The 18,342-nt window shown below is 68.9% G+C and carries 13 protein-coding genes; 11 read left to right on the top strand and 2 right to left on the bottom strand.

Annotated features, from left to right (window positions below):
• Position 1: 1 nt before the first annotated feature.
• Positions 2-2,041 carry a prolyl oligopeptidase family serine peptidase gene (locus ACWDU4_RS25040; protein WP_450116648.1) on the bottom strand — a complete coding sequence of 680 codons (2,040 nt, stop codon included), beginning with the start codon at positions 2,039-2,041 and terminating at the stop codon, positions 2-4.
• A gap of 165 nt (positions 2,042-2,206) precedes the next feature.
• Between ACWDU4_RS25040 and ACWDU4_RS25035 the strand changes: the two genes are divergently transcribed.
• On the top strand, positions 2,207-3,841 hold the full coding sequence (locus tag ACWDU4_RS25035) for an acyl-CoA dehydrogenase family protein (RefSeq protein WP_450116647.1): 1,635 nt from the start codon (positions 2,207-2,209) through the stop codon (positions 3,839-3,841).
• Positions 3,842-3,868: 27 nt separating this feature from the next.
• Entirely contained in the window at positions 3,869-4,003 is a 135-nt protein-coding gene (locus tag ACWDU4_RS25030) for a hypothetical protein (protein WP_450116646.1), read from the top strand.
• Between the two features lie 78 nt (positions 4,004-4,081).
• Here ACWDU4_RS25030 and ACWDU4_RS25025 read toward each other — a convergent pair whose 3' ends face one another.
• Complete coding sequence (locus ACWDU4_RS25025) at positions 4,082-5,110, bottom strand: alpha/beta hydrolase (RefSeq protein ID WP_450116645.1); 1,029 nt, start codon at positions 5,108-5,110, stop codon at positions 4,082-4,084.
• Positions 5,111-5,571: 461 nt separating this feature from the next.
• On the opposite strand from ACWDU4_RS25025, the gene lpdA reads away from it, so the two are divergent.
• From lpdA to atzF, 9 genes are all read left to right on the top strand, one after another.
• Positions 5,572-6,975: a dihydrolipoyl dehydrogenase gene (lpdA, locus tag ACWDU4_RS25020; protein WP_450116644.1), complete on the top strand. Its 1,404-nt coding sequence runs from the start codon at positions 5,572-5,574 to the stop codon at positions 6,973-6,975.
• A 335-nt stretch (positions 6,976-7,310) separates the two neighbouring features.
• Positions 7,311-8,567 (top strand): urea ABC transporter substrate-binding protein, encoded by a 1,257-nt coding sequence (gene urtA, locus ACWDU4_RS25015; protein ID WP_450116643.1) that lies wholly within the window; start codon positions 7,311-7,313, stop codon positions 8,565-8,567.
• Positions 8,568-8,613: 46 nt separating this feature from the next.
• Entirely contained in the window at positions 8,614-9,498 is an 885-nt protein-coding gene (gene urtB, locus ACWDU4_RS25010; protein WP_450116642.1) for an urea ABC transporter permease subunit UrtB, read from the top strand.
• The gene (urtC, locus tag ACWDU4_RS25005) at positions 9,495-10,631 is read left to right on the top strand and encodes an urea ABC transporter permease subunit UrtC (RefSeq protein WP_450116641.1); all 1,137 of its coding nucleotides are present in this window, start codon (positions 9,495-9,497) and stop codon (positions 10,629-10,631) included. The genes urtB and urtC overlap by 4 nt, the downstream gene beginning before the upstream one ends.
• Positions 10,632-11,468: an urea ABC transporter ATP-binding protein UrtD gene (urtD, locus tag ACWDU4_RS25000; RefSeq protein ID WP_450116640.1), complete on the top strand. Its 837-nt coding sequence runs from the start codon at positions 10,632-10,634 to the stop codon at positions 11,466-11,468.
• 3 nt (positions 11,469-11,471) lie between these two features.
• On the top strand, positions 11,472-12,164 hold the full coding sequence (gene urtE / locus ACWDU4_RS24995; protein ID WP_450116639.1) for an urea ABC transporter ATP-binding subunit UrtE: 693 nt from the start codon (positions 11,472-11,474) through the stop codon (positions 12,162-12,164).
• A gap of 2 nt (positions 12,165-12,166) precedes the next feature.
• A complete protein-coding gene (locus ACWDU4_RS24990) occupies positions 12,167-12,895 on the top strand; it encodes a GntR family transcriptional regulator (protein ID WP_450116638.1) in 729 nt (242 codons plus the stop codon).
• 33 nt (positions 12,896-12,928) lie between these two features.
• Positions 12,929-16,537 carry an urea carboxylase gene (gene uca / locus ACWDU4_RS24985; protein WP_450116637.1) on the top strand — a complete coding sequence of 1,203 codons (3,609 nt, stop codon included), beginning with the start codon at positions 12,929-12,931 and terminating at the stop codon, positions 16,535-16,537.
• Positions 16,538-16,539: 2 nt separating this feature from the next.
• Positions 16,540-18,264 carry an allophanate hydrolase gene (gene atzF, locus ACWDU4_RS24980; protein WP_450116636.1) on the top strand — a complete coding sequence of 575 codons (1,725 nt, stop codon included), beginning with the start codon at positions 16,540-16,542 and terminating at the stop codon, positions 18,262-18,264.
• The last annotated feature ends 78 nt before the right edge of the window (positions 18,265-18,342 follow it).

Here is an 18,342-nt window from a genome sequence, read left to right as displayed (position 1 = left end):
CTCAGCTCAGGGTTCGCCAGAGGAACTCGTATGCCAGCGCCGACTTGAACGCGAGCTGAGCGTTGTCGGCGGCGCCGCCGTGTCCGCCCTCGATGTTCTCGTAGTACCAGACCCGGTGACCCTGCTCCTCGAGTCGGGCGGTCATCTTGCGGGCGTGACCGGGGTGCACGCGGTCGTCGCGGGTCGAGGTGGTGATCAGCACCGGCGGGTAGGTGCGGTCGGGGTCGGCGTTCTGGTACGGCGAGTACGCCGAGATGAACTCCCACTCGTCCGGGTCGTCGGGGTCGCCGTACTCGGCCATCCACGACGCGCCGGCCAGCAGCAGGTGGTACCGGCGCATGTCGAGCAGAGGCACCTGGCACACGATGGCGCCGAACAGTTCCGGGTAGCGAGTGAGCATGACACCCATCAGCAGGCCGCCGTTGCTTCCGCCCTGTGCGCCGAGCTGCGCCGCGGTCGTGACGCCGCGCGCGACGAGGTCGCGGGCGACGGCGGCGAAGTCCTCGAACGCCTTGTGCCGGCCCGCTTTCAGTGCCTGGGTGTGCCAGTCTGGGCCGTACTCGCCGCCGCCGCGGATGTTCGCGACGACGTAGGTGCCGCCACGTTCGAGCCACCCGCGGCCGAGGGCGCCGCTGTAGCCGGGCAGCATCGAGTTCTCGAAGCCGCCGTACCCGTAGAGCAGGGTCGGGCCCGGCTCGGCGTCCTTGCGGCGGACCACGAAATAGGGGATCGCGGTGCCGTCGTCGGAGGTCGCGAAGTGCTGTGCGACGGACAATCCCGCCGGGTCGAAGAACGACGGCGCCTGCTTGAGTTCCTCCACCGGCTCGCCGACATGGCCGTGCAGCAACGTCGCGGGGGTCAGGTACCCGCTGGAGTTGAGGAAGAACTCGTCCGACTCGACGGGGTCCACGTCCAGCACGTCGGTGGAGGTGAGTTCCGAGATGCCGTCCAGCGGGGCGTCCGTCCAGCCGCCCGGACCCGGTGTGAGGACGCGCATGCGCGTCTGCACGTCCGACAGCGTCACCAGCAGCAGGTGGTTGCGGGTCCACACGTACTGCTCGAGTGAGGTGTGCCGGTCGGGGGCGAACAGCACGGTCAGGTCCCGGGAACCGGCGAGGTAGTCCGCGTAGCGGGCGGCGAGCAGGGTGCCGGCCGGGTGTGTCGTTTCGCCCACCGTCCAGGGCGACCGGGTGCGGATCAGCAGCCACTCGCGGTGCGCGGACACCCGGGCGTCCTCGGGTGCCTCGATCCGGACCAGTGCGCCGTCCCTGGTGATCTCGTATCGCTGCGAGGAGTAGAAGTCGACGGCCCGTTCGGCGAAGCTGCGCTCGAAGCCGGGGGTGCGGTCGTACCACGCCGAGACCGCGACGTCGGTGTGCTCGCCCTCGAACACCACCGGGGCGTCGCGGACGTCGGTGCCGCGGCTCCAGCGGACGGCGATGCGAGGGTAGCCGGAGTCGGTGAGTGCGTCCGGTCCGGTGTCGGTGCCGACGTAGACGGTGTCGCGGTCGATCCAGTCGATGTCGGTCTTGGCCTCCGGCAGCACGAACCCACCGTCCGCAATGGTGACGAATTCGCGTCGCACAAGGTCGAATTCGCGGATCACGACGGCGTCGGCGCCGCCGCGGGACATGCTGATCAGGGCGCGGGTCTGGTCGTCCTCGCCCTCAGTGCGCAGCACCTGCGCGCCGGACCAGACCCAGTTCTCGCCCTCCTCGGCGGCGACCGCATCCAGGTCGACGAGGACCTCCCAGACGGGGGAGTCGGTGCGGTACGAATCCATCGAGGTGCGCCGCCACAACCCGCGTACGTGGTCGGCGTCGCGCCAGTAGTTGTACAGGTGGGCGCCGCGTCGGCGGACGTACGGGATCCGGGCGTCGGTGTCGAACACGGCACGGATGCGGGCCTGCAGGTCGGTGAAGTCGGCACAGGCGGCGAATTCCGCGACGGTGCGGTCGTTCCGGGTGCGGACCCAGTCCAGGGCGCTCTCGCCGGTGACGTCCTCGAGCCGGAGATGGGGATCGTGCGGGTCGGAAACCATTGTTCATTGATACCCCTGACGTGCACATCCGCGTGCAGGTGGGGACCGCGCGTCGGCTGGGGGTTCCTATCCGTCGAGCCGGGTATTAGAAATCAAGACTGTTCGACTGAAACGGTGATAGCCCGTCCGCTGAGCGGGCGATGTGAGGGAAGTGGAGGTCGTGCCGTGAAGACGCACGAGGTCACCAACCAAGTTCCGCCGCTGATCGACTACGACACCGCCGGGCACCCGCTGTTCGACGAGGTCCTGACCGCCGCCGGTGCCGCCGACGCGCTCGCCGAGGTGCACGAGGTGGGCACCCTCGCCGGCAGCGCGTACGCCAAGGAACTCGGCGACCGGGCCGAGGCGCACCCGCCGATCCTGCGGACCCACGACCGCTACGGACACCGGGTGGACCGGGTCGACTACGACCCCGCCTACCACGACCTGATGCGGCACGCGGTCGAGTTCGGCCTGCACGGCGCCCCGTGGCGCGACCGGCGGGACAACGCGCACCTGATCCGAGCCGCGAAGTTCTCCGCCTGGCAGGCCACCGACGCCGGCCACGGCTGCCCCGTCTCGATGACCTACGCCGCCGTCCCTGCACTGCGGGCCGACGAGAAGTTGTCCGCAGAGTTCGAGCCACTGCTCAGCAATGACCGGTACGACCCGTCCGTCGCGCCGCCCGCGCTCAAGCGGGGCCTGATCGCGGGCATGTCGATGACGGAGAAGCAGGGCGGCTCGGACGTGCGGGCCAACACCACCACCGCCACCCCGCAACAGGACGGCAGTTACCGGATCGGCGGCCACAAGTGGTTCACCTCGGCGCCGATGTCGGACATCCTGCTCACCCTCGCGCAGGCGCCCGGCGGGCTGACCTGCTTCGTGCTGCCGCGGGTGCTGCCGGACGGCAGCATGAACGCGATTGCGTTGCAGCGCCTCAAGGACAAGCTGGGCAACAGGTCCAACGCCAGCAGCGAGGTCGAGTACGACAACGCGATCGGCTGGCGGCTCGGCGAGGAGGGCCGTGGTGTCCGCACCATCATCGAGATGGTCAACATGACCCGCCTGGACTGCACCCTCGGCACCGCCACGCTGATGCGCGAGGCCGTCGCGCAGGCCGCCCACCACGCCGCGCACCGCAGTGCGTTCGGCGCGCGGCTGATCGACAAGCCGTTGATGCGCAACGTGATCGCGGACCTCGCCGTCGAGGCGGAGGCGTCCACGACGGTCGCATTGTGGCTGGCGTCGCAGACCGACGCCGCGCTGCGCGGTGACGAGAGGGCAGCGCTGCTGCGCCGCCTCGGCTTGGCGGTGTCCAAGTACTACGTCTGCAAACGCGGACCGGGCCACGCCGCGGAGGCACTGGAATGCCTGGGCGGCAACGGTTTCGTCGAGGAGTCCGGCATGCCGCGTCTCTACCGGGAAGCTCCGCTCGCGTCGATCTGGGAGGGCAGCGGCAACGTTGCCGCCCTGGACACCTTGCGCGCGCTGGGCAAGCAGCCGGAGGTGCTCGGGGCGTTCTTCGACGAACTGGGCGCCGCCGCGGGGGTGGACGCCCGGTATGACGCCTGTGTCGCCGCACTGAAGGCGCAGTTCGCCGACCTCGGCGATCTCGAGTACTGCTCGCGGATCGTGGTCGGCCGGCTCGCGCTCGCGCTGCAGGGCTCGCTGCTGCTGCGGTCCGGGAACCCGGCGGTCGCCGACGCCTTCGTGGCCACTCGCCTCGCCGGAGACTGGGGCACCGTCTACGGCACCCTGCCCACCGGTCTGGACCTGACCCCGATCATCGACCGCGTCGTCCCCGTCCCGGTCTCCTGACAACGCGGACAAGAGGCTGGGAGCACCATGGAACGCACACAGGGGCAGTTGCTGCGGGAGCACCTCACGTCCTACAGGTCCGTCAAGGACGCGGTGTTCGTCGACGCCCTGCCGAGGAACTCGGTCGGCAAGATCCTCGAACGGCAACTGCGGGTCGCGTAGCGGAAGGGCGACGGGCCCCGCACCGATGAACTGGTCCCCGATCGGTGCGGGGCCCGTTCCACGGTCAGGCGCCGGGTGTCACAGTCCGATGGACGCGGCGAGCATCGGCCAGGACTCGTGCAGGTCGTCCTGCCAGTAGCCCCACGAGTGGGTGCCGGCGGGCCGGAAGTCGAAGGTCGCGGGGATCTGCAGCTCGTTCAGGCGGTTCTGCAGGTTGTGGGTGCACTGGTTGGCGGCCGCTTCGATGGCCCCGCCGACGATGACCTGATTGGCCAGCGTGCCGACGTTGCCGTCGATCCCGGGGGCGGCGAGGTTGTCGTGGTCGCCGGGCAGGCCGCTCGACGCGGAGACGAACAGCTGCAGTCCGCGCAGCTTCTCGGCGTTGACGACGGGGTCGTTCGCCTTCCAGCCGGGTCCGTCGTACGGGCCCCACATGTTGGTCGCGTCACCGCCGCCGCGGGACTCGACCACCGCCCGGATGTAGAACTGGCCCGCTTCCGTCGAGGTCTCGGCACAGCCGCTGTAGGCGCCGACGCTCTTGTACAGGCCGGGCGCGTCGATCGCCAGGTTCAGCACCGAGGTGCCGGCCATCGAGATGCCCGCGATCGAGTTGACGCCGGTGGTGTCGAAGGCCTCGTCGATGATCGGGGGCAGTTCCTTGGTCAGGAAGGTCGTCCACTTGTTGCGGCCGAGTTCCGGATCGTCCTTCTCCCAGTCGGTGTAGTAGCTGAACGCGCCGCCGATCGGGGTGACCACGTTGACGTTCTTGTCCGCGAAGAAGTCCATCACGTCGGTCCGCCGCTGCCAGGTCGCGCTGTCCTCGCCGCCGCCCGCCCCGTTGAGCAGGTACAGCGTCGGCCGCGGCGCGCTGGTGTCGGCGGGCCGGATGACCTCGACCGGGATCACCCGGTCCATGGCCGCCGAGTACACCTGCGCGGTCACCTTGCGGTCGGAGTTCGTGTCGATGCGTTCGAGGTACGACGAGTCGCCGCTCACCGCCGCGGGGGTGGCCTGGGCGACGACCGGGGCGGCCAGCAGGGGGAGTGCGGCCAGCGCTGCGGCGGCGACCGCGACGGACATGCGGCGGGAGGTGGTCCGGAGACGCATCGGTGAAACCTTTGATCGGGGATGAGCGGCGCGCGTCGGCGCGAGCGGCGGCTCGGGGGTCGACTTCCTTCTTACCGGACCGCCCGGTCCTCAGCCACCGCACAGCGAATCGACGAAGGTCGCCCAGTGGGCCGAATGGGAGCACTGTTTGTTTTGGGTAAACATCTAACTTACCGTGAGTCGCGACACGCATCCGATCGAGTGTGTGTCGCTACACGCAGGAATCCGGGAGTCTCGTCGCGGGCTCCGGCGTGGATCCGGTCGCGGGGTGGCCGTGGACCCGGTCCTGACGAGTCCACGACCACCCTTCGATTGTCGTCCCCCTCGAGGCTGTCGACCAGGTTTTCACGGGGATGTCGCTTGTTCGGAGGACATGCAGACGATGGTCGGAGGTGTCCCTACTTGCGGGTAACCAGACCGTGCCGAGACGTCGAAATCGGGCGGGACTACCCTGGGTACCCGTGACCTCACACTATGACGTCGTTGTCCTCGGTGCCGGTCCCGGTGGGTACGTCGCAGCCATCCGCGCGGCGCAGCTGGGCCTGAAAACCGCAATCATCGAAGAGAAGTACTGGGGCGGTGTCTGCCTGAACGTGGGCTGCATCCCGTCCAAGGCCCTTCTCCGCAATGCCGAGCTTGCGCACATCTTCACGAAAGAGGCCAAGACCTTCGGCATCTCGGGGGAGGCGTCGTTCGACTTCGGCGCCGCGTTCGACCGCAGCCGCCAGGTCGCGGACGGCCGCGTCAAGGGCGTCCACTTCCTGATGAAAAAGAACAAGATCGACGAGTTCGACGGCCGTGGCACGTTCACCGGCCCGAACGCGATCTCCGTGGCGCTGAGCAAGGGCGGCACCGAGTCGGTCACGTTCGACAACGTCATCATCGCCACCGGCAGCACCACGAAGCTGCTGCCCGGCACCTCGCTGAGCAAGAACGTGGTCACCTACGAGGAGCAGATCCTCACCCGTGACCTGCCCGGTTCCATCCTCATCGTCGGCGCGGGCGCCATCGGCATGGAGTTCGGCTACGTCCTCAAGAACTACGGGGTCGACGTCACGATCGTCGAGTTCCTCGATCGCGCCCTGCCGAACGAGGACGCGGACGTGTCCAAGGAGATCGCCAAGCAGTACAAGAAGCTCGGCGTCACCATCAAGACCGGCGCGGCCGTCCAGACCATCGAGGACGACGGCACCAAGGTCACCGTCGCGATCAAGGACAACAAGTCCGGTGCGGTCGAGACGGTCGTCGTCGACAAGGTGCTGCAGTCCGTCGGCTTCGCGCCGAACGTGACCGGCTACGGCCTGGAGAACACCGGTGTCGCCCTCACCGATCGTGGCGCGATCGCGATCGACGAGCGGATGCGCACCAACGTCCCCGGCATCTACGCTATCGGTGACGTCACCGCCAAGCTGCAGCTCGCGCACGTCGCCGAGGCGCAGGGCGTCGTGGCCGCCGAGACGATCGGCGGAGCCGAGACACTCGAGCTCGGCGACTACCGGATGATGCCGCGCGCCACGTTCTGCCAGCCGCAGGTCGCCAGCTTCGGTCTGACCGAGGAGCAGGCGAAGGCGGAGGGCTACGACGTGAAGGTCGCGACCTTCCCGTTCATGGCGAACGGCAAGGCGCACGGCCTCGGCGATCCGACCGGCTTCGTGAAGCTGATCGCGGACAAGACGCACGGTGAGCTCATCGGTGGCCACCTGATCGGTCCCGACGTCTCCGAGCTGCTGCCCGAGCTGACCCTCGCGCAGAAGTGGGACCTGACCGTCAACGAACTGGCCCGTAACGTCCACACCCACCCGACCCTGTCGGAGGCGCTGCAGGAGGCCATCCACGGCCTCGCCGGCCACATGATCAACTTCTAGGCCGCTCCGCGGCTCGTGCGCGCTTTGTGAGTCTCTGGACTCGCGAAACGCGCACGAGCGCCGCAGGTGCCTTCAGCGAGGGCGTCCGACCACACGGTCGGGCGCCCTCGTTTTGTGTTCCGGGCCTCATTCTCCCGCCCGCGCCGGGCTCGTGGTGAGTGCTTGTTCACGTCGACGCAATGTGCGAAATCAACTGGTGATCGACAGACATTCTGGCGCAACAACTTCCGCCTACTGTCTGCATCCATCGAATACCGCGCTGTATACGCGGTTCGGATACCGGGTTCACCAGCACTTCATTCCGCTCGCACGTTCCTCGACCGAAAGGCCCGTACATGCGTCACCTCTCGAAGCGCACTCTCGCCGCACCCGCCGCCGTCGCCGCTCTCGGCCTGGTCCTGACCGGTTGTGGCAGCAAGGCCTCCGACACCGCATCCGGCGACGCCGCCGCCTCCTGCGTGGACACCAGCGGTGACACGATCAAGGTCGGTTCGCTGAACTCGCTGTCCGGCACGATGGCGATCTCCGAGGTCACCGTCCGCGACTCGATCGCCCTCGCAGTCGAGGAGATCAACAACTCCGGTGGCGTGCTCGGCAAGCGGATCCAACTGGTCGGCGAGGACGGGGCCTCGGAGCCGACGGTGTTCGCGGAGAAGGCCGAGAAGCTCATCAGCAGCGACTGCGTCGCAGCGGTTTTCGGTGGGTGGACGTCCTCGAGTCGCAAGGCGATGCTGCCGGTGTTCGAGGACAAGAACTCGCTGCTCTACTACCCGGTGCAGTACGAGGGCCTGGAGGATTCGAAGAACATCTTCTACACCGGGGCGACGACGAACCAGCAGATCATCCCCGCGCTGGACTACCTCAAGGAGAAGGGCGTCAAGTCCCTCTACCTGGTCGGTAGCGACTATGTCTTCCCGCAGACCGCGAACCGGATCATCAAGGCCTACGCCGCGGCGAACGGCATCGAGATCAAGGGTGAGGACTACACCCCGCTCGGTTCCACCGACTTCTCGACCATCGTCAACAAGGTCCGCACCGCTGACGCGGACGCCGTGTTCAACACCCTCAACGGCGATTCGAACGTCGCCTTCTTCCGCGAGTACAAGAACGTCGGCCTCACCCCCCAGCAGATGCCGGTCGTGTCGGTGTCCATCGCCGAGGAGGAGGTCGGCGGCATCGGCGTGCAGAACATCGAGGGCCAGTTGACGGCGTGGAACTACTACCAGACCGTTGACACCCCGGAGAACAAGACCTTCGTCGAGGCGTACAAGGCGAAGTACGGGCAGAACAAGCCCACCTCCGATCCGATGGAAGCCGCCTACACCTCGGTCTACCTGTGGAAGAACACGGTGGAGAAGGCGAACTCGTTCGCGGTCAAGGACATTCAGGACAACGCGGACGGCGTCACCTTCGATGCACCGGAGGGCACCGTCACCATCGACGGGTCGAACCACCACATCACCAAGACCGCGCGGATCGGCGAGATCCGCGGTGACGGACTGATCTACACGGTGTGGGATTCGGGCCAGCCGATCACCCCGGACCCGTACCTCACCTCGTACCCGTGGGCCGAGGGCATGAGCAAGCAGTAGCAGCCGATTCCGACGACGAAGCCGACCAGCAGAGAGGTAGTACATCGTGGATGTCGTGATCGGACAGCTGTTCACGGGCTTGAGCATCGGGTCGATCCTGTTGCTCGCCGCATTGGGGTTGTCGCTGACCTTCGGTCAGATGGGCGTGATCAACATGGCCCACGGCGAGTTCATCATGGCGGGCAGTTACACGGCCTACGTGGTGCAGCAGGTGATCTCGAGCGCCACCGGATCGCTGTTCGTCTCCCTGGTGGTCGGCTTCGTCGTCGGTGGTGCGATGGGGGTCCTGCTCGAGACGACGCTGGTCAAGCGGATGTACCACCGTCCGCTCGACACGCTGCTGGTGACGTTCGGAGTCGGACTGATCCTGCAGCAGCTCGCCCGGGACATCTTCGGTGCGCCGGCGGTGAACGTTGTTGCCCCGTACTGGCTCTCGGGTGGCGTCGAGATCTTCGGGGCGGTGGTCCCGAAGACCCGGATCTTCATCCTGGTGCTCGCGGTCGTCGCGGTGGCGGTGCTGGCGACCGCGCTCAAGCGGTCGCCGATGGGGCGCCGGATCCGCGCGGTGGTGCAGAACCGGGATCTCGCGGAAACCAGCGGCATCTCGTCGCGCCGCACCGACGTCACCACGTTCTTCATCGGATCCGGTCTGGCCGGTGTCGCGGGTGTGGCGTTGACGCTGATCGGGTCGACCAGCCCGACCATCGGGCAGAGCTACCTGATCGACGCCTTCCTGGTGGTCGTCGTCGGTGGACTCGGTCAGATGAAGGGTGCGGTGATCGCCGCGTTCGCGCTCGGCATCCTCAACTCGTTCATCGAGTACTCGACGACGGCGTCGATCGCGAAGGTGATCGTGTTCGTTGTCATCGTGGTCTTCCTCCAGGCCCGGCCGCAGGGTCTGTTCGCCGTCAAGACGAGGAGCCTGGTATGAGCGTCCTGACAAGTCCCAAGGCTCGGGTGTGGGGCGGCTTCGCGGTCGCTGCGGTGCTGCTGTTCGGGATCGCACCGGCGGTGCTGAGCGACTTCCGGCTCGGCCTGCTCGGCAAGTTCCTGTGCTTCGCGATCGTTGCCGTCGGAATCGGATTGGCCTGGGGGCGTGGGGGAATGCTCACGCTCGGGCAGGGCGTGTTCTTCGGGATCGGCGCCTACGCGATGGCGATGCACCTGAAGATCGCCGACGCCCAGCTCAAGGGCGACGACGTACCGGACTTCATGCAGATCGCCGGCAAGACCGAACTGCCGGGCTACTGGCAGCCGTTCGCCTCCCCGATCGTGGCGATCCTCGCGATCCTGATCCTGCCGGGCCTGGTGGCGTTCGTGCTCGGCCTCGGGGTGTTCAAACGGCGCGTCAAGGGCGCCTACTTCGCGATTCTGTCGCAGGCGTTGGCGGCGGCGTTCGCGATCCTGCTGGTCGGCCAGCAGACCATTGGCGGCAGCAACGGGCTCAACCGGTTCCGCACCTTCTTCGGCTTCAACCTGGCGGATCCCGCGAACAAGCGGATGCTGTTCTTCATCGCCGCGGCAGTGCTGCTGCTGTCGGTGGCGTTGATCCGGCAGTTGATGAACTCCCGCTACGGGGAACTGCTCGTCGCGGTCCGGGACCAGGAGGAGCGGGTCCGGTTCCTCGGCTACGACCCCGCCAACATCAAGCTCGTCGCCTATGTCGTCGCCGCGTTCCTGGCGGGTATCGCGGGTGCGCTGTTCGTGCCGATCGTCGGGATCATCTCCCCGGCGGACGTGGGAATCGTGCCGTCCCTTGCGTTCCTGATCGGCGTGGCGATCGGTGGTCGCGCCACCCTGCTGGGCCCGGTGCTCGGCGCGATCGGGGTGGCGTGGGCGCAGTCCGCGTTCTCCGAGTCGTTCCCGTCCGGCTGGATCTACGCCCAGGGGTTGCTGTTCATCGTGGTCGTCGGGTTCTTCCCCGCCGGCATCGCCGGAATGTTCACCCTGCTCAAGCGGCGTCGCACCGGCAGCGCACCGTCGCAGGCGACCGCACCCTCGCCCGATTCCGATCCCGCAGCGTCCTCCCCGGCGGAGGCGCCCGAGTCCGTGAAGGTGTCGTAGATGACCGAGACAGTGGTGACGGCGAAGGCTCCCGCGGCCGGTGGCAATGCCGGGATGTCGAGCGAGTACCTGGAGGTCCGCGGGCTGACGGTGACCTTCGACGGCTTCACGGCCGTCGACGGGGTGGATCTGACGCTGCTGCAGGGGGACCTGCGATTCCTGATCGGCCCCAACGGTGCGGGCAAGACCACCCTGGTCGACGCGATCACCGGGCTGGTCCCGGCCACCGGGTCCGCCACCAAGTCCGGGGTCGAGCTGATCGGGAAGAAGGTCCATCACATCGCCCGCCTCGGGGTGGGACGCACCTTCCAGACCGCGAGCGTGTTCGAGGACCTGAGCGTGCTGCAGAACCTCGACATCGCCGCCGGCGCAGGACGATCCGCGTGGACTCTGTTGCGGCGCCGCAAGGAGGTGCTGCCACAGATCGAGGAGGCCCTCGAGACGATCGGGCTCACCGCGCAGCGTGACACCCCCGCGGGGATCCTCGCGCACGGGCAGAAGCAGTGGCTCGAGATCGGGATGCTGCTGGTGCAGAACGCGGACGTGCTGTTGCTCGACGAACCGGTCGCCGGGATGAGCCTGGAGGAGCGGGAGGAGACCGGGAACCTGCTGCGCCGCATCGGTGGCGAGCGGACCGTCGTCGTCGTCGAGCACGACATGGACTTCATGCGCGCCTTCGCGACGTCGGTGACCGTTCTCGCCGCGGGGAAGGTGCTCTCCGAGGGCACCGTCGCACAGGTGCAGGCCGATCCGAAGGTCCAGGCCGTCTACCTCGGCACCGGGCACGTGGACGGCACCGCCGTCGCCGTCGCCGCCCACGACACGAAGGAGGGCTGACCCATGCTGGAACTGGTCGACATCCGCGCCGGATACGGGCGCACCGAGGTGGTGCACGGTGTGTCGCTGACCGTCCCCGACGGCGGGGTCGCCGCGGTGATGGGGCACAACGGGGCAGGCAAGACCACCCTGCTGCGGGCCGCGGTCGGGCTGATCAAGACGACGTCGGGGAAGATCCTGTTCGGCGGTGAGAACATCACCGGGCTGCGGCCCAGCGCCCGCGTCGCCCGCGGGCTGGCGTACGTGCCGCAGGGCCAGCAGTCGTTCGGGCAGCTGACCTGTGCGGAGAACCTGCAGGTGGTCGCAGACGGCCGCAAACGAGGCAAGGCGCTGATCGCCGAGGTCCTCGACCTGTTCCCCGCACTGGCCGGTCTGCTCGACCGGCGGGCGGGCCTGCTGTCGGGCGGTCAGCGTCAGCAGCTCGCGATCGCTCGCGCCCTGATCACCGAACCCAAGGTCCTGATCCTCGACGAACCCACCGAGGGCATCCAGCCGAACGTGGTCGCCGAGATCGAACGCACCATCATTGATCTCACCCGGCGCGGCGACCTGAGCGTGCTGCTCGTCGAACAGCACATCGGATTCGCCCTGCAAGCCGCCCAGCACTACAGCGTCCTCGCTGCCGGACACGTCACCTCCACCGGCACCGGCGGCGCCGAGTCCGCCGACGCCGTCCGTGCGGCGATGGCCATCTGACCATGAGCACGACGGGGAAGGGCGACAACGGGGTCGCCCTCGAGACCACCGGTGAACCGCTGCGGGAGCGGGTGTATCGCGCACTCCGCAACGATTTGATGAGTGGACGGATCGGACCCTCCGAGCGCCTCGGCGAGGAGCGGCTCGCCGAGACGTACGGGGTCTCCCGCACACCGGTACGCGAGGCGCTGGCACGACTGCAGGCCGACGGACTGGTCGAACGTGACGTGCACGGGCTGTTCCCGTATCGCCCGCGGCTCGACGACCTCGCCGACCTGTACGAGCTTCGGATCACCCTGGAAATGAGGGGAATTCGTCGAATCCTGCACGGGGATGCCGGTCGTCACGATCCCGAGGTCCTCGGTCCTGAGCTCGACCGGTGGTACGGATACCGCAAGGACACACCCGAACCGGACGCCGGGTTCGTCGCGCTGGACGAGCAGTTTCACATCACCCTGCTCGCGTCCTCCGGCAACGGCGCGCTGGTCGACGCGCTCGCGAACGTGAACGCGAAGGTCCGGCCGGTGCGGATGTTCGACTACCTGACGCCCGACCGGATGGCCGCCACCGTCGACGAGCACGTCGCCGTCGCCGAGTTGGTGCTCGACGGACACCTCCAGCGCGCACACGACGCGCTGCTCGCCCACATCGACGAATCCCGCGCGGTCGTGATCGAACGCGCCCAGCAGGCGCTGGCGCTGGCGCGGATGGCCAACGCCGTCCGCGACTGAACTCCGCCCGATGACCCCCCGAAAGGCTGTGACATGACCGCCCTCTCCTTCGACACCCTCCTCGTCGCCAACCGCGGCGAGATCGCATGCCGCATCATGCGATCCGCCCACATCCTGGGGCTGAAGACGGTGGCGGTGTACTCCGACGCGGACGCGGCGGCCGCGCACGTGGAGATGGCGGACGTCGCGGTGCGGCTCGGGCCTGCGCCCGCGCAGGAGTCCTACCTGCGGGCCGACGCGGTGATCGAGGCGGCGCTCGCCTCCGGGGCCGGCGCGATCCACCCCGGCTACGGATTCCTCTCGGAGAACGACGAGTTCGCGGTCGCCACCGAGGCGGCCGGGATCGCGTTCGTCGGCCCGACCCCGCGGCAGTTGCGGGTGTTCGGCAACAAGCACTCGGCGCGCGAGGCGGCTCGCGCGGTCGGTGTCCCCCTGGTGGCGGGCAGTGGTCTGCTCGACACGGTGACGGCGGCGCTCGCCGCGGCCGAGGAGATCGGGTACCCGGTGATGCTCAAGGCCGTCGGCGGCGGAGGCGGCATCGGAATGCAGGCGTGCTTCGACGCCGCCGACCTGCGCGGCGCCTACGACCGCGTGCAGCGGCTCGCGTCCGCGAACTTCTCCTCCTCCGGGGTGTTCCTCGAACGGTTCGTTGCCCGCGCCCGGCACATCGAGGTGCAGGTGTTCGGTGACGGACTGGGTCGCACCCTCAGCCTCGGGACCCGCGACTGCTCGCTGCAGCGCCGCAACCAGAAGGTCGTCGAGGAGGCTCCGGCGCCGGGTCTGTCGGATGCCGTCGTGGAGCAGCTGCTCTCGTCGTCGCGGGCATTGGCCTCGTCGGTCGACTACCGGTCCGCGGGCACCGTCGAGTTCGTGTACGACGTCGACCGTGGGGAGGCGTCCTTCCTCGAGATGAACACCCGGTTGCAGGTCGAACACCCCGTCACCGAGGAGGTCACGGGGGTGGACCTGGTCGGGTGGATGCTGCGGTTGGCCGGCGGGGACGCGTCCATGCTCGACGCCCTGCCCGACAGCGGTCCGGCGATCACCGGTCACGCGGTCGAGGCACGCGTGTACGCGGAGGATCCCGGCCGCGACTACCGGCCGTCCGCGGGACTGCTCACCAGCGTGGAGTTCCCGGCACACACCCGGGTCGAGACCTGGGTCGACACCGGCACCGAGGTCAGCGCGCACTACGACCCCATGCTCGCGAAGGTGATCACCTCCGGCGCCACCCGGGCGGGTGCCTTCGCGGCCCTCGGTGAGGCACTCGGTGAGACCCGGGTGTACGGAATCGCCACGAATGTTCTTCAGTTGCAGGCGATCGCGACGATGCCCGAGGTCCAGGACGCCCGGCACACGACTGGCACCCTCGCCACCCTGCAGGTCGGTGGCGCCCGCGTCGACGTGCTGCGAGCCGGCACCATGACGACGGTGCAGGACCATCCCGGCCGCCTCGGCTACTGGGAGGTCGGGATCCCGCCGTCCGGTCCGATGGACGACCTGTCGTTCGCCCTCACTGCCGCTGCGGTCGGAAACCCGGCCGATGCGGCCGGACTCGAATGCACGCTGCAGGGCCCGAAACTGGAGTTCGCGGAGGAGACCGTGGTGTGTGTCGGCGGTGCCGACGTCCCGGTCACCGTCGACGGAGAACGGGTGCCGATGTGGGAACCGGTGACGGTGCCGGCCGGGGGAGTGCTCGACATCGGCACGCCCGCCGGTGACGGCCTGCGCACCTACCTCGCGATCCGTGGGGGCCTCGATGCGCCGAAGTATCTCGGCAGCGCCGCGACGTTCACACTCGGCGGGTTCGGCGGACCGACCGGCCGGGCCGTCGCCACCGGTGACGTGCTGACCATCGGTTCCACGGCGGGATGCGCCGCACCGGCGGCCGTCCCGACCACCGACCGTCCCGTCCTCGCCCACACCTGGCACCTGGCGGTAACAGAGGGGCCGCAGCCGTCACCCTCCTACTTCACGCCCGAGGACATGGCCCAGTTCTACGACACGACCTGGACGGTGGCGGCGCACGCCAACCGGACCGGGATCCGGCTCGACGGACCGAAGCCGACGTGGTCACGCACCGACGGTGGTGAGGCGGGTCTGCATCCGTCGAACCTGCACGACAACCCGTACAGCGTGGGCGCCCTCAACGTCTCCGGTGACACCCCGATCCTGCTGGGACCGGACGGGCCCAGCCTCGGTGGATTCGCGTGCCCGCTCACCGTCACCCGGGCGCACCGCTGGAAGCTCGGACAGATCCGCCCGGGCGACGGGGTCCGCTTCGTTCCGGTCACCGATGCGGGTGCGGACCTGCTGCGGTCGTCGAATCCCGTTCGGGCGGCCCTGCTGCCGCCGTCGGCCGCCCATGCGGTCACCTCCGACGGCGGGGTGCTGGCGCACCGCGACGCGGTCCTCGACCGGCCCCGGGTGCGGTACCTGCGTGGCGGCGACGACAACATCCTCGTCGAGTACGGCGAGATGGAACTCGACCTGGGTCTGCGGATGCGGGTGCACGCGCTGTCCGAGGCGCTCGCCGCCCGCCGGTTGCCCGGCCTGATCGACGTCACCCCGGGTGTACGGTCGCTGCACCTGCACTTCGACCCGGACATGCTGCCGCCCTCGCGCCTGCTCGACGTCCTCCAGGACGTCGAGGAACTGCTCCCCGCCACCGGCGATCTCGTGGTTCCCAGCCGCACGATCCGGCTGCCGCTCTCGTTCGACGATCCGTCCATCGCCGAGGCGATCGACCGTTACCGGGCCGGGGTCCGCGACACCGCGCCGTGGTTGCCGTCGAACACCGAGTTCATCCGTCGCATCAACGGCCTCGACTCCGTCGACCAGGTGCGCGACGCCGTGTTCGACGCCGAGTACCTGGTTCTCGGGCTCGGGGACGTGTATCTCGGTGCCCCGCTGGCGGTTCCGCTCGACCCGCGGCACCGGCTCGTCACCACCAAGTACAACCCGGCACGGACGTGGACGCCGTCCGACGCGGTCGGGATCGGCGGCAAGTACCTGTGCGTGTACGGGATGGAGTCGCCAGGTGGCTACCAGCTGATCGGGCGCACCGTACCGATCTGGTCCGGGTACCGCCAGCACGGTCCCTTCGAACAGGGCAGGCCGTGGCTGTTCCGCTTCTTCGACCGGATCGTGTGGGAGCCGGTGACGCCCGAGCAGTTGACCGAGTACCGAGCCGAGGCGCAGGCCGGCCGGTTCAACGCCGAGATCACCGACGGTACCTTCGCGCTCGCCGACCACCTGCGCTTCCTCGAGGACAACGCCGACTCGATCGCCGCGTTCAACGCCCGCCAGACCCGCGCGTTCGATACCGAGAAGGAGGCGTGGCGTGCGGCGGGCGAGTTCGACCGCGTCGAGGTCGCGCTTCCGGAACCGGAGGAGGTGGGCACCCTCGAACTGCCACCCGGCGCAGTCGCGGTCGAGGCGCCGATGGTCGGCACGGTGTGGCGCGTCGAGGTCGAACCCGGACACGTCGTCGAGCCCGGCCAGGACGCCGTGGTGCTCGAAGCGATGAAGCTCGAGATGCCCGTACCCTTCCCGAGTGGGGGCACGGTGCTCGAGGTGCTTGTCGAGCCGGGTGCGAAGGTGCAACCCGGTACTCCGCTCGTGGTGATTGGAGCCGCTTGAACATGAACGCAGTCAGCAACGCCGCTGTGCTGGAAGGGGCCTCGTCGCCCACCGACCGGGTGGAGCGGGCCTTCCGCCGGATCGCCGAGGTGGACCGGCCCGAGGTGTGGATCACGCTGCGCGCCGAGTCCGACGTGCTCGCCGACGCCCGAGCCGTCGAGGAACGTCTGGCGGCGGGGGAGACCCTGCCGCTCGCCGGGCTGCTGGTGGCGGTCAAGGACAATGTCGACGTCGCCGGCCTGCCCACCACCGCCGCGTGTCCCGAATTCGAATACCGCGCAACGGAAACCGCGAGCGGAGTGGCGCGCCTCGTCGAACAGGGTGCGGTGGTCCTCGGCAAGACCAACCTGGACCAGTTCGCCACCGGCCTGGTCGGCACCCGCAGTCCCTATGGGGCGGTGCGGAACGCGTGGGATGCCGAACGGGTCTCGGGCGGTTCGAGTTCCGGGTCTGCGGTTGCGGTTGCGCTCGGCATCGCCGACATCGGCATCGGAACCGACACCGCCGGATCGGGCCGGGTGCCGGCCGCGCTGCACGGCATCGTCGGGCTGAAGCTGACCCTCGGCCTCGTGCCTACACACGGGGTGGTGCCCGCCTGCGTCGACTACGACTGCCTGACCGTCTTCGCCACGGACCTCGACGCGGCCGTCGCGGCGGCCCGGGTGATGGTCGGCCCGGATCCTCGGGATCCGCGCAGCCGGGTGTGGCCGCCGGATGTGCGCCTGGCCGCCCCAACCGCGCCCGTCGTCGCGGTGCCGCGCATCGAGGACCTCGCCGACCTGTCCCCGGAGTACCTCGCCGCCTTCGGTGAGACGGTTGCCGCGCTCGAGGCCACCGGCATCCGGACGCGTACGGTCGACATCTCCGGTCTCCTCGACGCGGCCCGCCTGCTGTACGACGGCGCCGTCGTCGCCGAGCGCTACGCGGCGGTCGGGGCGTTCCTCGAAACCGCGCCCGCCGGAGCGGATCCCACGGTCGCGGCAATCGTGGCGGGAGCGAAGGCGCCGGCCGCCCATGAACTGGTCGGCGACCTGGACACGCTCCACCGGGCGAAGGTCGCTGCCGCCGCGACGCTGGCCGGCTGCGATGCGCTGTTGCTGCCGACCACGACCGAGCACCCGACGATCGCCGCGGTGCAGGCCGATCCAATCGCGATCAACCGCCGGATGGGGGCCTACACGAACTTCTGCAACCTGCTCGACATGGCCGCGGTCGCGGTGCCGGGAACGGCGACCGCGCAGGGCGACCCGTTCGGGGTGATGTTCGTGGTGCCCGCGTTCGAGGACCAGGTCGCCGTCGATCTCGCGGCCCGATCGGGTGGAGTCGACGCTCCCGCTCTCGTCGAGGACGGTGTGGACCTGGCGGTGTTCGGAGCGCATCTGCGGGGCCAGCCGCTGCACTTCCAGCTCGAGGAGATCGGCGCCCGTTTCGCCGGGACCGTGAGCACCACCGACGCCTACCGGCTCTACGCGCTGGACACCGTCCCGCCCAAGCCCGGCCTCGTCCGGCGGGGTGAGGGACTCGGGTCGCCGGTGGTCGGGGAGGTCTTCCGGGTCTCGCGCGCCGGGCTCGGCGGCTTCCTCGCGGCGCTGCCCGCGCCGATGGCACTGACCAGTGTCGAGTTGTCCGACGGCCGCAGTGTCGTCGGGTTCGGCTGCACCCACGACGCCGTCGACGGCGCCACCGACATCACCGATCACGGCGGCTGGGTGGCTTACCTCGGATAGGCGGCTGCGCCGCTCGTGCGCGGTTTGCGAGTCCCGAGACTCGGAAGAGCGGCGTCTCGGGAAAGAGGCGGTTCAGAG

The sequence above is a fragment of the Rhodococcus sp. NPDC003348 genome, assembly GCF_053589375.1.
The sequence above is the reverse complement of the archived record's forward strand: the minus strand, read 5'-3'. Positions and strand labels throughout refer to the sequence as shown.